Raw genomic sequence first — 20,805 nt, forward strand, 5'->3', positions numbered from 1 at the left:
CACTATACCGGAATTTGCCCAAAAAGGGAGCTTTTTTTATCGGCGAAATACAGTTGTCACCGCTGTGTAACGGGGTTTTGCGGATAATCGGGCAAAGGTCTATTTTTCAAAGACCCCGGCCCTGCGGGCGATGGCGCTTAAACGATTCACCGACGTGCGGCATCTGGTCGCTGCACCCTTTCTTCCCGTCCGAGGAAACACCCATGAATCAGCCCTGCCCCGGCCGCGTCAGCCGTGCGCGCCACGGTCACGTCCATTTGATCGGTCTGGACCGTGCAGCCAAGCGCAATGCTTTCGATCTGGATCTGCTCAATGACCTGGCCCTGGCCTACGGCGAATTCGAGGCCGACAGCGACGCGCGGGTGGCCGTGGTGTTCGGGCATGGCGAGCATTTCACCGCCGGACTCGATCTGGTCAACTCCAGTTCCGCCCTCGCCCAAGGCTGGCAGGTGCCGACCGGCGGCTGCGATCCCTGGGGCGTCTTCGTCGGACCGCGGGTCAGCAAACCGGTGATCGTCGCCGCGCAAGGTTATTGCCTGACCATCGGCATCGAGTTGATGCTCGCCGCCGACATCAACCTGTGCGCCAGCAATACCCGGTTCGCCCAAATGGAAGTGCAGCGCGGGATATTTCCGTTCGGCGGTGCGACGTTGCGCTTTCATCAGGTCGCAGGCTGGGGCAATGCCATGCGCTGGCTGCTGACCGGCGACGAATTCGATGCCCATGATGCGTTGCGCCTGGGGCTGGTGCAGGAAGTCATGGCCAGCGAAGACTTGCTGCCGCGCGCCATCGAACTGGCGGAACGGATTGCCCGACAGGCGCCATTGGGTGTGCAGGCGACGCTGATGTCGGCGCGTCAGGCGCGATATGAAGGCGAGACTGCAGCGGCGCAGGGTTTGCCGCCGCTGGTGAAGAAATTGCTGGCAACCGAGGATGCCAAAGAAGGTGTGCGTTCGCTGGTGGAACGCAGACCTGGTGACTTCAAAGGCGCTTGAGACTCAAGTCGCCGGACGGATGCAATTGATCAACGACTGCAACGAGTAACCCAGCTTCGGCGCCAGCGCTTCAGCTCGCGCGGTGAGTGCCTGCATGTCCAGCACCTGATCGAGATCCGCCGGCACGATCAGAATCACGTTGCCCTCCTTCACCGGCAGCTCCCAGTAATGCCGGTGATAGAGCCCGCGCAGCAGCGCCGCCCCCAGCGGTTTGCCATCATCGGTGGCCCACTGGTTGATCACCAGCCAGCCACCGGGATTCAGACGTTTCTGACAGTCACCGAGGAAGTTCCACGCAAGATGCGCGGCGCCCGGACCGACATCGGTGTAGAGGTCGACGAAGATCAGGTCCGCCGGTTCGGCCGTCGGCAGCAGTTCGATTGCATCGCCAACGCGGATGTACAGACGCGGATCGTCATCCAGTCCGAGGTATTCGATGGCCAGACGCGGCACATCGGGGCGCAGCTCGATGGCTTCGACGTCTTCCAGCGGCAGGAACTTGAGGCAGGCCTGGGTCAGCGTGCCGGCGCCAAGGCCGAGAAACAACGCGCTCTCCGGTTGCTCATGGCACAACGCGCCGATCAGCATCGCCCGGGTGTAGTCGTACTCCAGCCAGCTCGGGTCGGCGGTAAACACGCAGCTTTGCTCGATGGCATCGCCAAACTCCAGAAAGCGGTAGTCGGCCACTTCCAGCACGCGAATCACGCCGAACTCATCCTGTACCTCGGCGAGCAACAGCTCGACGCGCTCCTCAGTCATTTCGTCTCCAGATCATTACCGCAACAGCACTGTGGCAAAGCGGCGATTGTCCGCGATGCGGCGGGAGCAGGTCACGCACTAATTGCTGCTAACATGGCCGTCCGTGCGTAGAACCTTAGAGACCGTGATGAGCCAACCCTGGAGCCCTGACAGCTGGCGCGCCCTGCCGATCCAGCAACAACCCCGATACCCCGACGCCGCGCACCTGCGCCAGGTCGAGCAGACACTGGCCAGCTACCCGCCGCTGGTGTTTGCCGGCGAAGCGCGGGAGCTGCGTCGTCAGTTTGCCGAAGTCACCCAGGGCCGGGCGTTCCTGCTGCAGGGCGGCGACTGCGCGGAAAGCTTCGCCGAGTTCTCCGCCGCGAAGATCCGCGACACCTTCAAAGTGCTGCTGCAGATGGCGATCGTCATGACCTTCGCCGCCGGCTGCCCGGTGGTGAAAGTGGGGCGCATGGCCGGCCAGTTCGCCAAGCCGCGCTCGGCCAACGATGAGACCATCGACGGCGTGACCCTGCCGGCCTATCGGGGCGACATCGTCAACGGTATCGGCTTCGACTCGGCCAGCCGCGTACCGGATCCGGAGCGCCTGCTGCAGTCCTATCACCAGTCCACCGCCACCCTCAACCTGCTGCGCGCCTTCGCTCAGGGCGGTTTCGCCGACCTGCATCAGGTGCACAAATGGAACCTGGACTTCATCGCCAACTCGGCGCTGGCCGAGAAGTACAGCCACCTTGCCGACCGTATCGATGAAACCCTGGCGTTCATGCGCGCCTGCGGCATGGACAGCTCGCCGCAACTGCGCGAGACCAGTTTCTTCACGGCCCACGAAGCGCTGCTGCTGAACTACGAAGAAGCCTTCGTGCGGCGCGACAGCCTGACCAACGATTACTACGATTGCTCGGCGCACATGCTGTGGATCGGCGACCGCACCCGTCAGCTCGACGGCGCCCACGTCGAATTCCTGCGCGGGGTGAACAACCCGATCGGGGTGAAAGTCGGCCCGAGCATGAACCCCGACGACCTGATCCGCCTGATCGACGTGCTCAACCCGGACAACGATCCGGGCCGCCTCAACCTGATCGCACGGATGGGTGCGAACAAGGTCGGCGATCACCTGCCGGCGCTGATCCGCGCGGTTCAACGTGAAGGCAAGCAGGTGCTGTGGAGTTCCGACCCGATGCACGGCAACACCATCAAGGCCAGCAGCGGCTACAAGACCCGCGACTTCGCGCAGATCCTTGGCGAAGTGAAGCAGTTCTTCCAGGTCCACGAAGCCGAAGGCAGCTACGCCGGTGGCATCCACATCGAGATGACCGGGCAGAACGTCACCGAGTGCATCGGTGGCGCGCGGCCGATTACTGAAGATGGTTTGTCGGATCGCTATCACACCCATTGCGACCCACGGATGAACGCCGATCAGTCGCTGGAACTGGCGTTTTTGATTGCCGAGACGCTGAAGCAAGTACGGCGCTAACACCCGAAACCCTCAGTGTTTGACCGGCCCCCATCGCGGGCAAGCCCGGCTCCCACAGAATTGGTGTCGTACATTTGATTTTTGAACGACTCGGTCACTGTGGGAGCTGGCTTGCCAGCGATGAAGCCGGTTTAGTCGCAGCCGATCTGAACCATCGCCATTCGGAGCCGACCGGCACTTTCGCGCTGACAATTGAGCTGCACCTGCTCAAGCCCCAACCAGTCCGCCATCCGCCGCAGGTTCAGCGCCAGCGCCAGCATCCCCGCGTCATCCAGTCCGGCTTCTTCCTCGTGCACCGCATGCACAGCCAGGCGCCCCGCCGCCCGTTCGGCGCGCAGGTCAACCCGTGCAGCAATTCGTTCGTTGTGCAGGAACGGCAGCACGTAATAGCCATAAACGCGCTTGTCCTGCGGCGTGTAAATCTCCAGCCGATAGCGGAAATCGAACAGCCGCTCGGTACGACTGCGCTCCCAGATCAGCGAATCGAACGGCGACAGCAATGCGCTGGCCTCGACTTTACGCGGGACTTTCGGTTCGGGCAGGCAGTAAGCGATCTGGCGCCAGCCAGCAACTTCGCAGGTCAGCAGCTTCCCGGCCTCAACCAGCTCCGCCAGACGCGGGCGGGCATCGGCAGGGTTCAGGCGGAAGTAATCACGCAGGTCCTTTTCCGTGCCCACGCCCAACGCCTCAGCCGCGTGCAACAGCAAACCGCGCTGCGCCTCGGCCTCATCGGGCAATGGTTGTTGCAGCACGGAAGCCGGGATCACTCGCTCCGGCAAGTCATACAGCCTTTCAAAGCCGCGCCGCCCGGCGACGGTCACTTCGCCAGCGGCAAACAGCCATTCCAGCGCATGTTTCTCCGCGCTCCAATCCCACCATGGGCCGGCCTTTTCCTCACGGGTCGACAGACTGCCGGCACCGAGTGCGCCCTGCTCTTCGACCGACGCCAGCACCCGGCGGATGGTGTCCTGTTGCTCACGACCGAATCGCGCCAGTTGCTGATAGATGTCTTCACCACGCCTGGCCCGCTGCATGCGCCAGCCCATCAACGGGTACATCGACAGCGGCAGCAACGACGCTTCATGGCCCCAGTATTCGAACAGCGAACGGCGTCGCCCCGAACTCCAGGCAGCCTGGTCGAGCAAGTCAGCAGAATAGGAACCGAGACGGGAAAACAGCGGCAGGTAGTGCGAGCGCACCACGGCATTGACGGAGTCGATCTGCAACAGGCCGAGGCGTTCGATCAGCCGGTTGACGTGCAGGGCTTTGACAGCCGGCGGCTGGCGCCCGTGAAACCCTTGGGCAGCCAGTGCCAGACGTCGAGCCTGTTTAAGGGAAAAGGACAAAGTCGCGGGCATGTGTACCTCCGTGTCTGCTCGCAACCTACCTCACTACAAAGTGGTTTGTGTAGCGATGGCCTCATCATTTATGCATCGGATCGTCCCAGAACGGCCGAATCGCTTCATGTTCGACATCGGCACGGCTGACCCCGATGTCCTTCAAAGCCTCGTCGCTCAGACTGGCGAGCAGCTCGCGTTCACGGTGAAGTTCGTACCAGCGGCTAAACTTGTGCAACAGATCGGAAACGATATGGCCGGAAAATTTTTCTTCGCCTGCATACTCTCTTTGACCTTTCATCGTGTTGCCTCCTTTTTGGGATGGCTCAAGTCTCGCGCCGGGGCTACGATCAATCCAACGAATGTTTCTGATGGCAAGCATCACGGAGATTCATCAATTGTCGGCGTACCCCAGTATCGATACCGATGTACTGCGCACCTTTGTCGCGATTGCCGATCAGGGCGGTTTCACCCGCGCCGGCGAAATGGTCAACCGCACCCAATCAGCGGTGAGCATGCAGATGAAGCGTCTGGAAGAGGATGTGTTGCAGCGCCAGTTGTTCGAGCGTGACGGGCGTCAGGTGCGCCTCACCGCTGAAGGTCAGGTGTTGCTCGGTTACGCGCGGCGCATCCTGAAATTGCACAGCGAAGTCTTCAACACCCTCCGCGAGCCGCACATGGTCGGTACGGTGCGGATCGGCACGCCGGACGATTACGTGATGCGCTTTCTGCCGGGGATCCTGTCGCGCTTCGCCCAGTTCTATCCGCTGATCCAGATCGAGGTGCATTGCGAGTCGACCAAACAGTTGCTGCAGCGCACGGACCTGGATCTGTCGATCGTCACCCGCGAACCGGGTAACGAGATTGGCCAGTTGCTGCGCAAGGAGCGTTTTGTCTGGGCCGAGGCGCAGAATTTCAGCGCCCACGAGCAGACGCCGTTGCCGCTGGCGATGTTCAACAGTGATTGTTTCTGCCGCCTGTGGGCCTGTAATGCGCTGGACGCCATGGGCCGCGAATACCGGATTGCCTACAACAGCACCAGCCTGTCGGCATTGATGGCAGTGGTGAGCGCGGGCCTGGCGATCACCGCGCAACTGGAAAGCCTGATAACACCGGACCTGCGGATTCTCGGGGCCGCCGAAGATCTGCCGCTGTTGCCCGAGGCCAGCATCATGCTGATCCGCAATCTGAACAATCCGTCGCCAATCACCGAGTGCCTGGCCGAGCACATCGTCGAAGGCTTCAAACTTTAAAGGCGAGCATCACCGCACACAGCACCAGGAACCCGCAGAACAGCCCACGCAGGAGTTTTTCCGGCATCGCGTGGGCCACTTTCACGCCCCAACTGATGCTGGCCAGACCGCCGATGGCCAGTGGCAAGCCGATCATCCAGTCCACTTCGTGGTGCACCGCGTACGTCACCAGGGTCACACCGGTGCTCGGCAATGCCAGCGCCAGCGACAGGCCTTGGGCGACCACCTGGGTCGTGCCGAACAGGCTCGTGAGCACCGGCGTCGCCACCACTGCCCCACCGACACCGAACAGACCGCCCATGGTGCCGGACGCCGCGCCCAGCACGCCCAGCCACGGCCAGGAATAACGCATCTCTGACGTCGCTGCCGGACGCGCGCCGAACATGCGCACCAGGTTGTAGGCCGACAACGCCACGAGGAACGCGACAAAACCGATGCGCATGGTTTGCGCGTCGATGCCCACGGCCCAGATCGAGCCGATCCACGCAAAACAGAATCCCATCACCGCCAACGGCAGCGCGTGCCGGAGTTCGATGCGGTTGCGCTGGTGATAACGCCACAGCGCCAGCATCACGTTCGGCACCACCATCACCAGCGCCGTGCCTTGGGCGATCTGTTGATCGAGGCCGAACCAGACGCCCAGCAGCGGAATGGCGATCAGGCCGCCGCCGATGCCGAATATCCCACCCAGAGTACCGAGGGCGGCGCCAAACAACAGGTACAGCAAAAACTCGATCACAGCAGAATTCCTCATACGTCAGGCGACCCATCCTACGCAGTCGGCACTGGCACGGAAACGCACAGCAACGCACAATGGCTGTGCCAAATTCGCATAGGCACTGAGCCGATTCATGAACCCCAATCAATTGACCGAACAACTCGGACTGTTCCTCGACGTACTGGAGAGCGGCAGTTTTTCCGCCGCCTCACGTCGACATCCGCTCACGCCTTCGGCCGTTGCCCGACGCATCGACAGCCTGGAAAGTGCTGTCGGCAGCCAGTTATTCATTCGCAGCACTCACGCAGTCCGCGCCACACCGGCCGGCCTGGCGTTTGCCGAACGGGCGCGGCGAATCGTTGCCGAGCTGCAACTGGCCCGCGCCGAAGCGGTATCACTGAGCAGCGCGCCTGAAGGCTTGATTCGCGTGGATGCGCCAGCAGCGTTCGGGCGGCGGCACCTGGCGCCGGTGATTGCCGATTTTCTGGTGCTGTATCCGGGCCTGGATGTGCAGCTGCATCTGATCGACAGCTTCGTCGACATGGACGGATCGAACCTGGGCAAGGTCGATCTGGTGCTCCGCGCCGGACAAATGGCCGACACCCGACTGGTCGCCACACCGCTGGCCAGCATGGTGCGCATTGCCTGCGCCAGCCCCGACTACCTCAAGCGTCGGGGCGTGCCGAGCGAGCCCGCGCAACTGGGTGAACACGACGGCCTCGATTGGGATGGCCTCGCCCCACCCTTCGCCTGGCGATTCGAACAGGACGGGCAGATGCAATTGCACCGCCCGGCACGAATCCGCATGAGCGCCAACAACGCCGAGGCGCTGGTCTGCGGTGCGCTGGCGGGACTCGGGATCGCGCATCTGCCGACCTGGCTGGCCAGCGAATACCTTTTGCGTGGCGAGTTGCTTCCGCTGTTCTGTGAAAACGGCCTGCCGAAACCGGAGAGCACCGGCATCTACGCGCTGCGGCTGGAACAACAGGCCAGCTCCCGCAGCCGCCTGCTGCTGGAATACCTCAAGACTCGTTTCAGCCCCGTGCCACCGTGGGATCTGGCGCTGCAACGAGAACTTGGCCGGCACTGACCAATTCGCCACCGGGCACAATTGTCTGGCGCATTAAAGATTCGAGCGCTAGATTCATCTGCATTACCGTTCAAGGCACCGACATGACCACCGACCGCAACACCACCGACCACTGCGAAGAGCTGCTGCTCGACAATCAGGCCTGCTTCGCCCTTCATTCCACCTCGCTGATGATGACCAAGGTCTACAAGCCTTTGCTGCAAGCGCTTGGCCTGACCTATCCGCAGTATCTGGCGATGATGGTGCTGTGGGAGAAAGATGGTCTGACCGTCGGAGAAATCAGCACGCGCCTGCTGACCGATCCGGGCTCGCTGACCCCGCTGCTCAAGCGTCTGGAAGGTGAAGGACTCCTGAGCCGGACCCGCAGCCGCGAGGATGAACGGGTGGTGATCGTTGAACTGACTGCACAGGGACGCGCGTTGAAAGACAAGGCTCGAACCGTTCCGCCATGCATCCTCGGCGCCAGTGGCTTCACGCTGGAACGCCTGCAAAACCTGCAAGCCGAGTTGCAGGCCTTGCGTGGTCATCTGCAAGACAGCCTGACCTAAACCTCCTCCTCTTCCCTGCAGGAGCAGCCTCGCACCTGCAGGGAAAATCGCATTTTTCTCTGTTTCACCCCCTCCCCCAAAAATTTTTTTCTCTCGTTTCTCTCTCAAAAAAGCCTTTCATATCAGAAGCTTGAGATCTCACCCCGAGCTGATCCACGTTTCGCTTCCGTGTTTTTGAAAAAATTAGCTTGCGCACTAAATATTAGCGAAGTACATTTACTTCGCACTTAGTTAGCGCGCAAACAATTAGCGCAACAAACCACACACTCGACGAGGCTCACACCATGCAAACTCTCTACACCGCAATCGCAACCTCCACCGGCGGCCGTGACGGTCGTGCGATCTCCAGCGACAACATCCTCGACGTCAAACTGGCCACTCCGAAAGAACTCGGCGGTGCCGGCGGCACGGCCACCAACCCTGAGCAGCTGTTCGCTGCCGGCTACTCGGCCTGCTTCATCGGCGCCCTGAAATTCGTCGCCAGCCAGACCAAACGCAAAATCCCGGACGACGCGTCGATCACCGCGCACGTCGGCATCGGTCAGATTCCTGGTGGTTTCGGTCTGGACATCGACCTGCACATCGCCCTGCCGGGCCTGGAACAGGCTGACGCACAAAGCCTGGTCGACGCCGCCCACCAGGTCTGCCCGTACTCCAATGCCACCCGCGGCAATGTCGATGTACGCCTGCACGTGACCGTGTAACTGCCCGGCAGCAAAAATCGCAGGCACAAAAAAGCCCGACTCAATGGTCGGGCTTTTTCTTTCCGCAAAAAGCAGTGCTTATTTGGCACGGCCTTTGTAGGAACCGCCTTCGCGGGTATCGATCTCGATCATGTCGCCGATTTCGATGAAGTCAGCAACCGACAGCTCGGTACCGTTCTTCAGTTTGGCAGGCTTCATCACCTTGCCGGAAGTGTCACCGCGAGCGGAACCTTCGGTGTAGTCAACCTGACGCACGATGGTGGTCGGCAGCTCTACGGAAACCAGACGCTCTTCGAAGAACACGGCTTCGCAAACGTCGGTCATGCCTTCTTCAACGAAAGGCAGAACGCTTTCGATGTCTTCGGCGTTCAGTTCGTACATGGTGTAGTCAGTGGTGTCCATGAACGTGTAGGTGTCGCCGCTGATGAAGGACAGGGTCGCTTCTTTGCGGTCGAGGATCACGTCGTCCAGCTTGTCGTCCGCACCGTAAACGGTTTCGGTCTTGTAACCGGTCAGCAGGTTCTTCAGCTTGGTCTTCATGATCGCGCTGTTACGGCCCGATTTGGTGAATTCAGCTTTCTGAACCAGCCAAGGATCGTTGTCGATACGAATCACGGTACCGGGTTTGAGTTCTTTACCAGTTTTCATTGCGAATATCCGAATTTGGATGGGATTTACAAAAATCTAGGCCGCGTATCATATCCAATTTCGGTAAAACTGTACCAGCGCCGTCGCAAGATCGGCCTGCAAGGCCTGTTCCAGACACCATGCTTCGGCATTTTCCTGCAGTTCGGGCCAGTGTTTACGGGCCTCAAGCCAGTGCTGGCCGATAGGCTGCCCGGCACTCCAGGCCCGCCAGAGACCGTTCATCGCCTCGGCTGCTTCAGTCGAAAGGCCTTTTCCATAGAGCGCGAGGAAGGCATCGAGCTTGTCCAGATGGATATCTTCGTCCTGCTGATAGATGTGCCACAGCATCGGCCGACCAGCCCATTGCGCCCGGACGAACGAGTCCTCGCCGCGCACCGCGTTGAAATCGCAACACCACAGCAGTTGATCGTATTGATCCTGCCGGACGAACGGCAGCACCTGTACGGTGAGCGCCTGACGCACATTGAAGTCACCCACCGCCAGCGACTCGACTCCGAGCCAGCGCGCGACATCACCGAGAATCCGCCCTTCCGGCACCAGCAGATGAGTCGGTGTCGAATCAGCGGCGAGCACATCCAGCCAACTGGCGAGCCCGGCATTCTCGTAGGCAAACAGCGAAATCAGTTGCGCACCCGGCGCAGGAACGACCCCCAGGGCTTGCAGGAATTGTCGCTGCGACTCGGGATCCTGCTGAAACCGCCGACGCCGATCCAGCAATCCGCTTTCACGCAACAGTCCGCCAGTGCCGGCCTGGAATCCCGGGAAGAAAAAGATCTTCTGCACGGACTTGTACTTCACCGAAGGCAGACCGTGGCAGCCAACCACCCAGTCTTCAGCGCTGAGATAGTCGAGGTTCATCCACAGTGGCGGTTTTTCCCGCTCGGCCATGGCGTCCATGTAGGTGCTAGGCAACTGGCAGGCAAACGCAGCGATCACCACGTCGGCGGCGTCCGTTTCAGGCCATTCTGCCGGCCAGTGCCGGACTTCGACGCCTTGCTGCCATTGCGCATCGAGATGGATATCGAGTTCCGGGCAAATACGCTCGAACGCACGCAGATCATCGACCCACAGCCGCACCGCCAGCGCATGCTCGGCCGCCAGTTGCCGGGCCAGACGCCAGGTCACGCCGATGTCGCCATAGTTGTCGACCACGGTGCAAAAGATGTCCCAGCGGGTTTTCGGTTGCGGCATTCAAGACTCCCGTTGGCAAAAGCGCCGATTGTCCGCATAAATGTCCGCGTGCAGAAGAGCCGACGACAATTAATCTTCGTGCGACAATCGCCACTTGCCCGCAATCATCCGCCAGGAGGCAGCCATGCCCTACCGCCCCAACACGCGTCGTCCCTTGCCTGTCCAGCTTAGCGCGCTGCAATTGACCGGCAGCATTGCCCTGGGTCTGTGGCTGGGTTTCCTGGCCATTGCGCTGACGTGCTGGCTCGCTTCGATGCTGTTCAGCCGCCAACTGCAACCGGTGGCGGATGTAGTGCAACAGCTGAGCAAGCCTGCGGTAGTCGCCCAGCCGCAGCCAGAGACCGAGCCGCAAAACCGCCTGTTCGAGCAGTACGAAGAAAATCTGCGCAAGAACGAACAGCAGAATCGCCTGGATCAGGCCCGCAGCAGCACGCGCAACCAGTCGAACCCTAAATGCCAGTTCTGGCTCCAGCAGGATCAGACGGCCCCAAGCGAAAAGAGCCGCGCCAACGTCCTGCAATTCTGCGATTGATCATGAACAAGCACACCGTCCACCAACTGATTCTCGACAAACTGCGCGTCGACCTCGACATCGCCGAACGCGCCGCACAAACCGCTTACGAAACCGCGACCCACGAAGAGAACATCGCCGAAAACAAGTACGACACCCTGGGACTCGAGGCGTCGTACCTGGCGGCCGGGCAAGCGAAACGGGTCGAGGAGATCCGCCAGTCACTGGCGGTCTGCCAGAACCTGACGCTGCGGGCCTATGACGATCGACGCGGGATTGAAATCGGCGCCCTGCTCGGTCTGGAAGACGAAAAGGGTCGCGAGCAATGGCTGTTTCTGGCGCCGGATGCGGCGGGTCTGAAAGTCGACGTGGTCGGTCAGCCGATTACCGTCATCACCCCGCGCTCGCCGCTGGGCAAAAGCTTGCTGGGCAAGTTCGAGGGTGACGAGGTGGAGATTCTGGTGGCGGGCACCCGGCAACAGTTCGCTGTCACCGAGGTGCTGTAGACAGGGGCTTAGTGAACCGGCAGTTCGACGCCTTCGAACAGCTCTTCCAGTTCCTGCTTGTTGTGGCACTGGATGGCCTTGGCCATGACTTCGCGGGTCAGGTGCGGTGCGAATTTCTCGATGAAGTCGCACATGAAACCACGCAGGAAAGTGCCGCGACGGAAACCGATTTTGGTCACGCTGGATTCGAACAGTTCGCTGGCATCGAGTACCACCAGGTCGTTGTCGAGTTTGGTATCTACGGCCATTTTAGCCACGATGCCGACACCCAGACCCAGGCGCACGTAGGTTTTGATCACGTCGGCGTCGGCGGCGGTGAACACCACTTTCGGCGTCAGGCCGCGATGGCTGAAGGCTTCGTCGAGTTTCGAACGGCCGGTGAAACCGAACACGTAGGTCACGATCGGGTATTCGGCCAGCGCTTCGAGGGTCAGCTTCGGCAGCTTGGTCAGCGGGTGGCCCTGAGGCACGACCACGCAGCGGTTCCAGCGGTAGCACGGCATCATCACCAGATCGCCGAACAGTTCCAGCGCCTCGGTGGCAATGGCGAAATCCACGGTGCCGTCAGCGGCCATTTCGGCGATCTGCATCGGCGAACCCTGGTGCATGTGCAGCGCCACGTCCGGGTATTGCTTGATGAAATTGCTGATCACCGGCGGCAGTGCATAACGTGCCTGGGTGTGCGTGGTGGCGATCGACAGGGTGCCTTTTTTCTCGTTGGAGAATTCCTGGGCGATCTGCTTGATGCTTTCGACCTTGCGCAGAATCTCACCGGCGGTGGTGATGATCCGCTCGCCGGCCGGGGTGACGCGGGTCAGGTGTTTGCCACTGCGGGCGAACACTTCGACGCCCAGTTCGTCTTCCAGCAGACGGATTTGCTTACTGATGCCCGGTTGCGAGGTGTAGAGACTTTGGGCTGTAGCGGAAACGTTGAGGTCGTGGTGCGCCACTTCCCAGATGTAGCGCAATTGTTGAAGCTTCATATGAATCCCTCAAAGCAGGTAGACGCCACGGGCATCAGCGACGGTATATAACTATATTAATGGTTTGAAGAATAAATCTAGAACTTTTTTATCAAAACGCCATTATTGCCGTCTCAGCGATCCTCCCGACGCCGACGCTCCACCAGCGGCACCATGTAAACCGGCACCTTGGACAATTGCAGCAATCGCGTCGCCGTGCGCCCCAACGGTGTTTCCGCCCCGACCCCGTGGCTGTGACTTCCTACGATCAGCAAATCGACGGAGAGTTTCTGGACCTGGTCGAGAATCACCTGCGACGGATCGCCCTGCAGCACCCGCACCGCGCGAATCCGCAGCAGATCCTGCTCGCCCTCGTCCCCCAGCTCTTCGCGAAAACTGTCGAGCACCCGTTGCTCGATATTGGCGATGACGGTTTTCAGACCCTGACTGTGAAATTCGTTCAACGCCTGTTCGTCGAGATAGCTCTGCAACACCGACTCGGCAAACAGCCCCATGGGTTCCACCGCGTGCACCACATACAAGTCGGCATTGAATGTTCGCGCCATCGCCAGGGCATGCTGCATCACTAACGGTGCGTACAGACCGAGGTCAGTGGCATACAGCATCGAACGAATCATATGACCTCCTCGCAAGCCAACATGGCGGAGATTTGATTCAGCTTAGCAGTGCCTTGGCGAGTACGACGTGCGACGCAACGTCTTGAACCACGAGGGCTTTAGACCGCCGGTTCGTTGCTGATGCCGTGGGGGACATGGCCGGTGGCAACCACCTCCCGGGCCAGCTCGCAATGCCCGGCCTGATCGTCGAAAAACACGTCCGCCGCGAACGCTTCGAGGAACGCCGACTTGGTCAGGCCGCCGAGAAACAGCGACTCGTCCAGACGGATATCCCACTCGCGCAAGGTGCGGATCACCCGTTCGTGGGCCGGTGCCGAACGCGCGGTAACCAGTGCGGTGCGGATCGGGCAGTTATCGTCCGGGAACTCACGCTGCAGCAGATTGAGCGCTGCGAGGAAGCCCTTGAACGGCCCGCCGCGCAAAGGCTCGCGAGCGGATTCACGCTCCTTGGCCTGAAAGGCTTCGAGGCCGCCGGACTGATAGACCCGCTCCGACTCGTCGGAAAACAGCACCGCGTCACCGTCGAAGGCAATGCGCAATTCATCGCTGGCCGCACGGCTGGCGCCACCGGAAAGAATCGTCGCCGCCGCAAAGCCGTTGTCCAGCGCCGAGCGCACGTCTTCAGCATGAGTGGAAAGAAACAGGTCGCAACCGAACGCCTTGAGATAAGGATAAGGACTGCGCCCGCCGACAAACGCCGCACGGGAAATCGCCAGGCCGTAGTGATCGATCGAGTTGAACACCCGCAGGCCTGTGTCGGCACTGTTGCGCGACACCAGAATCACCTCGACCCGGGCGCGGCCGAGGCGACTGTTGAGGTTGAGCAGTTTTTCCACCAGCGGAAAGGCGTCGCCCGGCGCGAGGATTTCGTCTTCGTGCTCGATCTGATATTGCCGATAGGCTTCGACGCCGCTCGACAGGTAGACCTTGTGACTCTCGCTCAGGTCGAACAGGGCACGGGACGAAATCGCCAGCACCAGTTTGTCATCGATGTTCTTGGCCATGCCTTCCCCCACATCCCCTCAAAGAATCGACTCAGGTGTTACGCCGGTCGATGAAACGCAAATGGCGATACAGCGCCTCGATTCGCGGCAGTTCGCAACCTGCCGCTTTTGCCGCCGCCAAAGGTCGAGCGTAGATGGCGTCCAGCTCCAGCGGTCGCTTGTGCAAAAAATCGTGGTACATGCTCGGCCAGTAGTCGGGCATTTTCTCGGTCATCATGAACAGGTACTCGGCGTAACCGGGCGGCATGTCATGGCCACAGGCCTTGGCGCCCTGCACCACTTCGGCCATCAGCGCCTGGATCTGCGCGCGGCTGTCGGCATCGGCCATCAGCGGCGTGGTACTCGCCCCGAGCAACACCGAAAGACCATTGTAGGGAATGTTCCAGACCAGTTTCTGCCAGCGGGCCTGATGCAGGTTCGGCATGGCCTGGGAGTCGATGCCGGCGGCACGGAACAGCCCGACGCCCTCTTCGACGATAGCCATGCGCGCCACATCATCGGCTGCCGCTCCGCTGTGATAACCGACGTTCACCGCCCCCAGCGCCTGATGGGTGATGTGGCCCGGACCTTCCCGGTGAACGCAGATCAGGCACAGGCCGCCCAGCAAGTGCAGGGAATCGGGCAGCAACGCCCGAAGGCTGTCTTCGACGTCGAGCCCGTTTTGCAGCACCAGCACTTTCGCGCCGGGTTTCGCCGCCTGAATGATCGACGGCGCCAGGCCGGCATTGCTGGTGGTCTTGGCGCCGACCAGCAACCAGTCGCAGGGCGGCATGTCTTCAGCCGATGAATAGGCTTGCACCGGATTCAACGTCAGTGTGCCGTGAACCGCGCTGTCCACCTGCAAACCGCGCTCGGCGACCGCGGAAAACTCGCTGCGCAGCAAAAAGTGCACTTCGAATCCTGCACGGGCCAGCATCAGGCCGTAGAACCCTCCGATTGCGCCGGTGCCGATAATCCCTACCACCGGTTTCTTGACGACTGCCCCCATCACGGCAACTCCTCTGCAATTCGACCCAGCGCCTGCGCCACGGCTGCGTTCAGCTCAGCGGCATTCAGGCGCGTGTGTACTGCCCCAAAGAACTCGCCGTCGCGCACCACGAACAGCGCCGGCAAATGAAAGACCTGATAACGCTCGACCAGACCGCCGTTGTCACCGGCGTCGATCCAGCACAGGCGATCGACTGCCAGATCCAGCCCCGGCAACACCTCGCGGGCATAACGGCAACTGGCGCAGCCGACACTGGTGAAGATCACCAGCGAAACGCCGCTCATCGCCAGCAGCCGTTGGTCGGCGTCGAAATCGGTCAGTTCGGATTCGAACACTATACTGGGGGAAACAATGTCAGATGGCCGACACAGGGAGTCTGTGCTCATGGGACGGTTTATTCCTCATCCGGATGATGTGCCCGTCGAATTAACGTTGCTCAAACCTGAGTGTATTTCGCGGCAACAGCTGCACACTATCAGCCTCGGCGGCATCGCTTGCAATTACCACCGCGCCTGGCGCCATGGCACCGCGCTGCAGGTGCGCATGCCGACGCTCAATGCCGACATCTGTTATCCGGGCTACGTGGCCTGGTGCCTGCGACGCAAGAAAGGCTATCTGGTGGGCATCGCCTTCACTGACGAACAGACCCTGTTCAGCGCCCGAATGGGTGAGCAGGTGTGTCAGATCGAACGCTATTGCCGACTCAACGACGCCCACGACGACCTCCAGGATATTCAGGCCCTGGCCCTGCAATGGGTCGAACAACACGCCGACGAGTTCTCCCACGACACCGTTCGCAAGGCTTTTGCGCAGCCAGTACTGGACTGAACAGTGACTTGCCCATTGTCGACAGGCGCCTGACGCGCTAAGGTTCGGCTCCCCGACGCGCTTAAATCTGCTGTGCTCCGCCGCGCGGGGATCGCTGGCGGCCGGCACCCGTGACCTGACGAGTAAACGATGGCTGATTTACCGATCAACGACCTGAACGTCGCTTCCAACGAGACCCTGATCACTCCCGATCAGCTCAAGCGTGATATCCCTCTGAGCGACGCTGCCCTGCGCACCGTCACCAAGGGTCGCGAAGTCATCCGCAATATTCTCGATGGCACCGACCACCGTCTGTTCGTGGTCATCGGGCCTTGCTCGATCCACGACATCAAGGCTGCCCACGAATACGCCGACCGCCTGAAGGTGCTGGCGGCGGAAGTGTCGGACACCTTGTATCTGGTCATGCGCGTGTACTTCGAAAAACCGCGGACCACCGTCGGCTGGAAAGGCCTGATCAACGACCCGTACCTGGACGACTCGTTCAAGATCCAGGACGGTCTGCACATCGGTCGCCAGTTGCTGCTGGACCTGGCCGAGAAAGGCCTGCCGACCGCGACCGAAGCCCTTGATCCGATCTCCCCGCAGTACCTGCAGGATCTGATCAGCTGGTCGGCCATCGGCGCCCGCACCACCGAATCCCAGACCCACCGCGAAATGGCTTCCGGCCTGTCCTCGGCGGTCGGTTTCAAGAACGGCACCGACGGCGGCCTGACCGTGGCGATCAACGCCTTGCAGTCGGTTTCCAGCCCGCACCGTTTCCTGGGCATCAACCAGGAAGGTGGCGTGTCGATCGTCACTACCAAGGGCAACGCCTACGGTCACGTGGTACTGCGCGGTGGCAACGGCAAGCCGAACTATGATTCGGTCAGCGTCGCCCTGTGCGAACAGGCGCTGAACAAGGCCAAGATCAAGCCGAACATCATGGTCGATTGCAGCCACGCCAACTCCAACAAGGATCCGGCCCTGCAACCGCTGGTGATGGAGAACGTCGCCAACCAGATCCTCGAAGGCAACCAGTCGATCATCGGCCTGATGGTCGAGAGCCACCTGAACTGGGGCTGCCAGGCGATTCCGAAAGACCTCGCCGACCTGCAATACGGCGTTTCGATCACCGATGCCTGCATCGACTGGTCGGCCACCGAAAACACCTTGCGCAGCATGCACGCCAAGCTCAAGGACGTACTGCCGAAACGTCAGCGCGGCTGACAGCCGTTTTCGCAGGCATAAAAAAACGCCGGGCATTGCCCGGCGTTTTTTTGTCTGCGGTGTGGGGTCAGTCAGATCTTGGCGGTGCGCCGCTGATGACGCTCCATGTAGCGCTCCACGTAGGAGCACGACGGGATGACCGTGTAGCCCATTTCATCGGCGTACTGCAGTGCCCGCTCGGTCAGGGCCGCCGCGATGCCTCGGCCACGCAATGCGTTGGGCACGAAGGTGCGGTAGATATCCAGGGTCTGTTTCCCCAGATCCATATAGGTCAGGTAGGCACGATGACCGTCCACATTGGTCTCGAACTGATGACCAGCCTGGTCATGGTGGATGGACAACGCCTCGCTCATCACTACTCCTCGCGGGTCTCGAATGCTGACCCCTACCTTACCGATGTTTTCCCGGCGAAGGAACATCTACGCCACCCCGTGCCTGATGGACACCGAGAAGAACTGCACCGATCTCGCGCAACCCGAGCACGTATCAAATAGTAGGCACCAATGACGAAAATGCTCAAGGCGCACTCGTCATCAGGCTGATTGACGGGGCAGTTCCGGTGGACTCAGGACCGCTTCGGGAGAACCTTGTCCCGAACCGAAAGGCTGAACATCGCCGGATGTTGAGACTTAAGACGTGCCTGGTTTTTTTAAGTCACCTGAACATGGACAAAGATATGCGAGCTGTCACGCAAAATCGGAACAAAAGTGTAGACGAACCCATATAGGCAGACTCTAGCCACTACCTGCAAAACAGCACCCGACAACGGGAACTTTTTCTCAATAACTCGCTCACGACGGGCCTTACAGCTGAATATTTTTTATACAGCCCGGTTAAAAGTTGCTCGAAAAAGAATCAACGCCTACAATTTTTTTTGCTTCTTGCCTTACGTCAGTTTACTTACTACAAGTAATGGGTAGTATGTACGCCGGCTATTTCCTCAATCGGAGGAGACAGCCACTTAATTGAAAGTCCTTGAAGGGGAACACGATGAACAACGTTCTGAAATTCTCTGCTCTGGCTCTGGCCGCAGTTCTGGCTACCGGTTGCAGCAGCGCATCGAAAGAAACCGAAGCACGTCTGACCGCTACTGAAGACGCAGCTGCTCGCTCCCAGGCTCGTGCAGACGAAGCTTACCGTAAAGCTGATGAAGCTCTGGCTGCTGCTCAAAAAGCACAACAGACTGCTGACGAAGCTAACGAGCGTGCTCTGCGCATGCTGGAAAAAGCTAGCCGCAAGTAATAGTCCTTCGGGATTGTTATCAAGCCGACCCGTTTTTCGGGTCGGCTTTTTTTGCCTGAAATTTTCTTCATGCAATAAAAAACCCGCCGGTGCTCACGCATCGGCGGGTTCTGTTTTCCGGCTTACTGTTGCAGGTCGATCGGTGCGCTGGAAACGATCGGTGCCGAGGTGTTCGGTGTGCCGATTTCAGTTGGCAGGCCATCTTCCGCCGCCACCACATCACGCACCACATCCCAGTTCATGCGCAGGTTGTTGGTGATGTCTTCACGCTTGAGCATCGCGTTGATCACGGCGGTGTGCTTGTCGACCACCGACGGGTTGCCCTTGTCGTCGATCGGCGTGTGCGCTTCCAGATAGATCTTGCCGCCACTGCGACCGAACTTGTACGCGTCGTTGAGGATTCGTACCGAAGTCCCCACCGGTACCATGCTGGCCATTTCCAGCACGTTGTTGTTGAACATGCGGAAGCAGCCGTGGCTGGTGCGCATGCCGATACCGAACTTCTTGTTCGAACCGTGGATCAGGTAGCCCGGCGTGCCCAGGGTGAACTTGAACGGGCCCAGCGGGTTGTCCGGGCCGGCCGGCACTACGTTCGGCAGCGGATCGCCATCGGCGGCGTGTTCGGCCTTGATCGAGGCTGGCGGTGTCCAGGTCGGATTCGGCGTCTTGGCGGTGATCGTGGTGTGGGCGATTGGCGAGCCCCAGCCTTCGCGACCGATACCCAACGGGAAGGTGTACACCACGTTCCGGCCTTTCGGGTAGTAGTAGAGACGGTATTCGGCGAGGTTGATCACGATGCCTTCACGCGGACCCGGCGGCAGGATGAAACGGGTCGGCAGGACCACTTCGGTGCCGGCGCCCGGCAGCCAGGCATCGACGCCCGGGTTGGCCGCGACCATTTCCGAATAGCCCAGATCGTAGGTGGTGCCCAGATCGGCAAAGGTGTCTTCGTACTTGGCCTTGATCACCTGCACCTGGCCGATGATGTCTTCACCAGGTGGTGGCAGGGGAAACTCCAATGCGGCAACGGGACCGGCCACACACAGGGCGGCAAGAGACAGGCAGCGGGTGACGGCAGGGAAACGCGGCAACATCCGGAGAATCCTTCGCAAGATCGACAAGGGTATAAGAACGCGATTGTACACCGCGCCCAGGGAATTCGGGGAGATGCGCCGATGGGCTGGCAGCAGTCTTCATAATTGAAGCTACCGTAAGAGCGGACGGCGTTCGGCAGATGCGTGTGCTTAAAGCTCGAAACGCAGCTCGGGCCAGATCGGCGAGGTTCCACGCTTCTGCGATTCGAGAATCGCCCGGCACAACGAGCACAGGCGCTGATCCTGGAACACCCGGCGATCCACACTCGACCAGCGCGGTTGCGCCGGCAGCAGACTGCCGCACAGGGTCCGGTCGGCCGAGCCACCGAGCTCCAGTTGACGGGTCACCAGATGCACCCGCACTTCCTGGCAGGCGAACAGATCCAGCTGTTCGTCAGGCTCGATCAGTTGGTAGGCAAACAGGGACCAGGCAGAACGCGACATCGGGGGCTCCATTTAGGGGGGCGCCACATTAGCCGAAAGCCTGCCGCTAGAAAAGCCTCATAACAGCGGTTTTAGTGTCGGCCAGACATTTTCCAGCAACTTGCCCTGGGCCCCGGCTGCCGGGTGAAGACCGTCGGCCTGCATCAAGTCCGGGTGCCCGCCCACACCCTCAAGGAAAAACGGCACCAGCGGGATCTTTTTCTCCTCGGCGAGTTTGCCGTAGACCTGGGCAAAGGCATCGGTGTAGCGCTTGCCGTAATTGGGCGGCAGTTGCATGCCGAGCAACAGCACCCTGGCACCGCTTTGGCGGGAGCTGTCGACCATCGAGGCAAGATTTTGTTGCAATTGCGTCGGCGGCATTCCGCGCAGGCCATCGTTGCCCCCCAACTCGAGGATCACCAGCTCCGGCTTATGCTCTGCAAGCAGCGCCGGCAGCCGCGCCTGGCCTCCGGCACTGGTGTCGCCGCTGATGGAAGCGTTGACCACTTTATCGTCAAAACCTTCGGACTTGAGCCGCTGCTCGAGCAACGACACCCACCCCAACCGGGTATCCAGTCCGAAACCGGCGCTGATACTATCGCCAACGATCAGGACTGTACCCGCCGCTGCGTTCTGGGCCATGCACATCAAGGCCAGGCCAGCACTCAAAAACCACACACGCATCG

General features: G+C 60.5%; 26 protein-coding genes. 11 read left to right on the forward strand and 15 right to left on the reverse strand.

Annotation, left to right across the window (positions count from 1 at the left end):
• The first annotated feature begins 203 nt into the window (after positions 1-203).
• Positions 204-995, forward strand: a complete 792-nt coding sequence (locus IF189_RS19840) for a crotonase/enoyl-CoA hydratase family protein (protein WP_192552137.1) — start codon at positions 204-206, stop codon at positions 993-995.
• Positions 996-998: 3 nt separating this feature from the next.
• Here IF189_RS19840 and IF189_RS19845 read toward each other — a convergent pair whose 3' ends face one another.
• The gene (locus tag IF189_RS19845; RefSeq protein WP_085710756.1) at positions 999-1,754 is read right to left on the reverse strand and encodes a spermidine synthase; all 756 of its coding nucleotides are present in this window, start codon (positions 1,752-1,754) and stop codon (positions 999-1,001) included.
• 127 nt (positions 1,755-1,881) lie between these two features.
• On the opposite strand from IF189_RS19845, the gene IF189_RS19850 reads away from it, so the two are divergent.
• Positions 1,882-3,228 carry a class II 3-deoxy-7-phosphoheptulonate synthase gene (locus tag IF189_RS19850; protein WP_114884552.1) on the forward strand — a complete coding sequence of 449 codons (1,347 nt, stop codon included), beginning with the start codon at positions 1,882-1,884 and terminating at the stop codon, positions 3,226-3,228.
• 131 nt (positions 3,229-3,359) lie between these two features.
• Here IF189_RS19850 and IF189_RS19855 read toward each other — a convergent pair whose 3' ends face one another.
• Together IF189_RS19855 and IF189_RS19860 are read right to left on the reverse strand one after the other, a co-directional pair.
• On the reverse strand, positions 3,360-4,586 hold the full coding sequence (locus tag IF189_RS19855; protein ID WP_134827663.1) for a winged helix-turn-helix domain-containing protein: 1,227 nt from the start codon (positions 4,584-4,586) through the stop codon (positions 3,360-3,362).
• A gap of 64 nt (positions 4,587-4,650) precedes the next feature.
• A complete protein-coding gene (locus IF189_RS19860) occupies positions 4,651-4,866 on the reverse strand; it encodes a DUF1127 domain-containing protein (protein ID WP_114884556.1) in 216 nt (71 codons plus the stop codon).
• 97 nt (positions 4,867-4,963) lie between these two features.
• Between IF189_RS19860 and IF189_RS19865 the strand changes: the two genes are divergently transcribed.
• Positions 4,964-5,818: a LysR substrate-binding domain-containing protein gene (locus IF189_RS19865; protein ID WP_007955701.1), complete on the forward strand. Its 855-nt coding sequence runs from the start codon at positions 4,964-4,966 to the stop codon at positions 5,816-5,818.
• Here the strand turns inward: IF189_RS19865 and IF189_RS19870 are convergent.
• Entirely contained in the window at positions 5,808-6,557 is a 750-nt protein-coding gene (locus tag IF189_RS19870) for a sulfite exporter TauE/SafE family protein (protein ID WP_085744971.1), read from the reverse strand. The genes IF189_RS19865 and IF189_RS19870 overlap by 11 nt on opposite strands.
• A 112-nt stretch (positions 6,558-6,669) precedes the next feature.
• Between IF189_RS19870 and IF189_RS19875 the strand changes: the two genes are divergently transcribed.
• The 3 genes from IF189_RS19875 to IF189_RS19885 all read left to right on the forward strand — a co-directional run bounded on the left by IF189_RS19875 (position 6,670) and on the right by IF189_RS19885 (position 8,878).
• Positions 6,670-7,626 carry a LysR family transcriptional regulator gene (locus tag IF189_RS19875; RefSeq protein ID WP_114884562.1) on the forward strand — a complete coding sequence of 319 codons (957 nt, stop codon included), beginning with the start codon at positions 6,670-6,672 and terminating at the stop codon, positions 7,624-7,626.
• An 83-nt stretch (positions 7,627-7,709) separates the two neighbouring features.
• The gene (locus IF189_RS19880; RefSeq protein WP_134827664.1) at positions 7,710-8,174 is read left to right on the forward strand and encodes a MarR family winged helix-turn-helix transcriptional regulator; all 465 of its coding nucleotides are present in this window, start codon (positions 7,710-7,712) and stop codon (positions 8,172-8,174) included.
• A gap of 284 nt (positions 8,175-8,458) precedes the next feature.
• Positions 8,459-8,878, forward strand: a complete 420-nt coding sequence (locus IF189_RS19885) for an organic hydroperoxide resistance protein (RefSeq protein WP_192552138.1) — start codon at positions 8,459-8,461, stop codon at positions 8,876-8,878.
• Positions 8,879-8,956: 78 nt separating this feature from the next.
• Here the strand turns inward: IF189_RS19885 and IF189_RS19890 are convergent, their stop codons facing one another.
• Positions 8,957-9,526: an elongation factor P gene (locus IF189_RS19890; protein ID WP_003226785.1), complete on the reverse strand. Its 570-nt coding sequence runs from the start codon at positions 9,524-9,526 to the stop codon at positions 8,957-8,959.
• Between the two features lie 48 nt (positions 9,527-9,574).
• On the reverse strand, positions 9,575-10,717 hold the full coding sequence (gene earP, locus IF189_RS19895; RefSeq protein ID WP_134827665.1) for an elongation factor P maturation arginine rhamnosyltransferase EarP: 1,143 nt from the start codon (positions 10,715-10,717) through the stop codon (positions 9,575-9,577).
• A 124-nt stretch (positions 10,718-10,841) separates the two neighbouring features.
• Here earP and IF189_RS19900 point away from each other — a divergent pair, with 124 nt between their 5' ends.
• Both IF189_RS19900 and IF189_RS19905 read left to right on the forward strand, forming a co-directional pair.
• Positions 10,842-11,249, forward strand: a complete 408-nt coding sequence (locus IF189_RS19900; RefSeq protein WP_134827666.1) for a hypothetical protein — start codon at positions 10,842-10,844, stop codon at positions 11,247-11,249.
• 2 nt (positions 11,250-11,251) lie between these two features.
• On the forward strand, positions 11,252-11,734 hold the full coding sequence (locus IF189_RS19905) for a GreA/GreB family elongation factor (RefSeq protein ID WP_134827667.1): 483 nt from the start codon (positions 11,252-11,254) through the stop codon (positions 11,732-11,734).
• A gap of 8 nt (positions 11,735-11,742) precedes the next feature.
• Here the strand turns inward: IF189_RS19905 and cysB are convergent, their stop codons facing one another.
• The 5 genes from cysB to IF189_RS19930 all read right to left on the reverse strand — a co-directional run bounded on the left by cysB (position 11,743) and on the right by IF189_RS19930 (position 15,712).
• A complete protein-coding gene (gene cysB / locus IF189_RS19910) occupies positions 11,743-12,717 on the reverse strand; it encodes an HTH-type transcriptional regulator CysB (RefSeq protein ID WP_007955684.1) in 975 nt (324 codons plus the stop codon).
• Between the two features lie 113 nt (positions 12,718-12,830).
• On the reverse strand, positions 12,831-13,334 hold the full coding sequence (locus tag IF189_RS19915; protein ID WP_085710767.1) for a universal stress protein: 504 nt from the start codon (positions 13,332-13,334) through the stop codon (positions 12,831-12,833).
• A gap of 98 nt (positions 13,335-13,432) precedes the next feature.
• A complete protein-coding gene (locus IF189_RS19920) occupies positions 13,433-14,338 on the reverse strand; it encodes a 5'-nucleotidase (protein ID WP_085730576.1) in 906 nt (301 codons plus the stop codon).
• A 31-nt stretch (positions 14,339-14,369) separates the two neighbouring features.
• The gene (locus tag IF189_RS19925) at positions 14,370-15,326 is read right to left on the reverse strand and encodes a putative 2-dehydropantoate 2-reductase (protein ID WP_134827668.1); all 957 of its coding nucleotides are present in this window, start codon (positions 15,324-15,326) and stop codon (positions 14,370-14,372) included.
• Positions 15,326-15,712 (reverse strand): thioredoxin family protein, encoded by a 387-nt coding sequence (locus IF189_RS19930; protein WP_134827669.1) that lies wholly within the window; start codon positions 15,710-15,712, stop codon positions 15,326-15,328. Before IF189_RS19930 ends, IF189_RS19925 begins: the two co-directional genes overlap by 1 nt.
• Here IF189_RS19930 and IF189_RS19935 point away from each other — a divergent pair.
• Positions 15,711-16,154 carry a PilZ domain-containing protein gene (locus IF189_RS19935; protein WP_085710771.1) on the forward strand — a complete coding sequence of 148 codons (444 nt, stop codon included), beginning with the start codon at positions 15,711-15,713 and terminating at the stop codon, positions 16,152-16,154. The genes IF189_RS19930 and IF189_RS19935 overlap by 2 nt on opposite strands.
• 129 nt (positions 16,155-16,283) lie before the next feature.
• Positions 16,284-17,360, forward strand: a complete 1,077-nt coding sequence (locus IF189_RS19940) for a 3-deoxy-7-phosphoheptulonate synthase (protein WP_011335309.1) — start codon at positions 16,284-16,286, stop codon at positions 17,358-17,360.
• 71 nt (positions 17,361-17,431) lie between these two features.
• On the opposite strand, the gene IF189_RS19945 is transcribed toward IF189_RS19940, so the two are convergent.
• On the reverse strand, positions 17,432-17,713 hold the full coding sequence (locus tag IF189_RS19945; protein ID WP_007955658.1) for a GNAT family N-acetyltransferase: 282 nt from the start codon (positions 17,711-17,713) through the stop codon (positions 17,432-17,434).
• Between the two features lie 637 nt (positions 17,714-18,350).
• On the opposite strand from IF189_RS19945, the gene oprI reads away from it, so the two are divergent.
• On the forward strand, positions 18,351-18,602 hold the full coding sequence (oprI, locus tag IF189_RS19950; protein WP_003183784.1) for an outer membrane lipoprotei OprI: 252 nt from the start codon (positions 18,351-18,353) through the stop codon (positions 18,600-18,602).
• A gap of 122 nt (positions 18,603-18,724) precedes the next feature.
• Here the strand turns inward: oprI and IF189_RS19955 are convergent, their stop codons facing one another.
• The 3 genes from IF189_RS19955 to IF189_RS19965 form a co-directional block, all read right to left on the reverse strand.
• Positions 18,725-19,696 carry a L,D-transpeptidase family protein gene (locus tag IF189_RS19955; protein ID WP_085710772.1) on the reverse strand — a complete coding sequence of 324 codons (972 nt, stop codon included), beginning with the start codon at positions 19,694-19,696 and terminating at the stop codon, positions 18,725-18,727.
• Positions 19,697-19,846: 150 nt separating this feature from the next.
• The gene (locus IF189_RS19960) at positions 19,847-20,140 is read right to left on the reverse strand and encodes a hypothetical protein (RefSeq protein WP_007908575.1); all 294 of its coding nucleotides are present in this window, start codon (positions 20,138-20,140) and stop codon (positions 19,847-19,849) included.
• A gap of 57 nt (positions 20,141-20,197) precedes the next feature.
• Positions 20,198-20,803 (reverse strand): arylesterase, encoded by a 606-nt coding sequence (locus tag IF189_RS19965; protein ID WP_192552139.1) that lies wholly within the window; start codon positions 20,801-20,803, stop codon positions 20,198-20,200.
• Positions 20,804-20,805: the final 2 nt, after the last annotated feature.

Origin of the sequence: Pseudomonas sp. IzPS59 (genome assembly GCF_014863505.1) — a bacterium.
Lineage (GTDB): Bacteria > Pseudomonadota > Gammaproteobacteria > Pseudomonadales > Pseudomonadaceae > Aquipseudomonas > Aquipseudomonas kribbensis.

Coding starts and splice junctions, on each gene's coding strand:
- IF189_RS19840 (WP_192552137.1), top strand. CDS start 204: ATGAATCAGCCCTGCCCCGGCCGCGTCAGCCGTGCGCGCCACGGTCAC.
- IF189_RS19845 (WP_085710756.1), bottom strand. CDS start 1,754: ATGACTGAGGAGCGCGTCGAGCTGTTGCTCGCCGAGGTACAGGATGAG.
- IF189_RS19850 (WP_114884552.1), top strand. CDS start 1,882: ATGAGCCAACCCTGGAGCCCTGACAGCTGGCGCGCCCTGCCGATCCAG.
- IF189_RS19855 (WP_134827663.1), bottom strand. CDS start 4,586: ATGCCCGCGACTTTGTCCTTTTCCCTTAAACAGGCTCGACGTCTGGCA.
- IF189_RS19860 (WP_114884556.1), bottom strand. CDS start 4,866: ATGAAAGGTCAAAGAGAGTATGCAGGCGAAGAAAAATTTTCCGGCCAT.
- IF189_RS19875 (WP_114884562.1), top strand. CDS start 6,670: ATGAACCCCAATCAATTGACCGAACAACTCGGACTGTTCCTCGACGTA.
- IF189_RS19880 (WP_134827664.1), top strand. CDS start 7,710: ATGACCACCGACCGCAACACCACCGACCACTGCGAAGAGCTGCTGCTC.
- IF189_RS19885 (WP_192552138.1), top strand. CDS start 8,459: ATGCAAACTCTCTACACCGCAATCGCAACCTCCACCGGCGGCCGTGAC.
- IF189_RS19890 (WP_003226785.1), bottom strand. CDS start 9,526: ATGAAAACTGGTAAAGAACTCAAACCCGGTACCGTGATTCGTATCGAC.
- earP (WP_134827665.1), bottom strand. CDS start 10,717: ATGCCGCAACCGAAAACCCGCTGGGACATCTTTTGCACCGTGGTCGAC.
- IF189_RS19900 (WP_134827666.1), top strand. CDS start 10,842: ATGCCCTACCGCCCCAACACGCGTCGTCCCTTGCCTGTCCAGCTTAGC.
- IF189_RS19905 (WP_134827667.1), top strand. CDS start 11,252: ATGAACAAGCACACCGTCCACCAACTGATTCTCGACAAACTGCGCGTC.
- cysB (WP_007955684.1), bottom strand. CDS start 12,717: ATGAAGCTTCAACAATTGCGCTACATCTGGGAAGTGGCGCACCACGAC.
- IF189_RS19915 (WP_085710767.1), bottom strand. CDS start 13,334: ATGATTCGTTCGATGCTGTATGCCACTGACCTCGGTCTGTACGCACCG.
- IF189_RS19920 (WP_085730576.1), bottom strand. CDS start 14,338: ATGGCCAAGAACATCGATGACAAACTGGTGCTGGCGATTTCGTCCCGT.
- IF189_RS19925 (WP_134827668.1), bottom strand. CDS start 15,326: ATGGGGGCAGTCGTCAAGAAACCGGTGGTAGGGATTATCGGCACCGGC.
- IF189_RS19935 (WP_085710771.1), top strand. CDS start 15,711: ATGGGACGGTTTATTCCTCATCCGGATGATGTGCCCGTCGAATTAACG.
- IF189_RS19930 (WP_134827669.1), bottom strand. CDS start 15,712: ATGAGCACAGACTCCCTGTGTCGGCCATCTGACATTGTTTCCCCCAGT.
- IF189_RS19940 (WP_011335309.1), top strand. CDS start 16,284: ATGGCTGATTTACCGATCAACGACCTGAACGTCGCTTCCAACGAGACC.
- IF189_RS19945 (WP_007955658.1), bottom strand. CDS start 17,713: ATGAGCGAGGCGTTGTCCATCCACCATGACCAGGCTGGTCATCAGTTC.
- oprI (WP_003183784.1), top strand. CDS start 18,351: ATGAACAACGTTCTGAAATTCTCTGCTCTGGCTCTGGCCGCAGTTCTG.
- IF189_RS19955 (WP_085710772.1), bottom strand. CDS start 19,696: ATGTTGCCGCGTTTCCCTGCCGTCACCCGCTGCCTGTCTCTTGCCGCC.
- IF189_RS19960 (WP_007908575.1), bottom strand. CDS start 20,140: ATGTCGCGTTCTGCCTGGTCCCTGTTTGCCTACCAACTGATCGAGCCT.
- IF189_RS19965 (WP_192552139.1), bottom strand. CDS start 20,803: ATGCGTGTGTGGTTTTTGAGTGCTGGCCTGGCCTTGATGTGCATGGCC.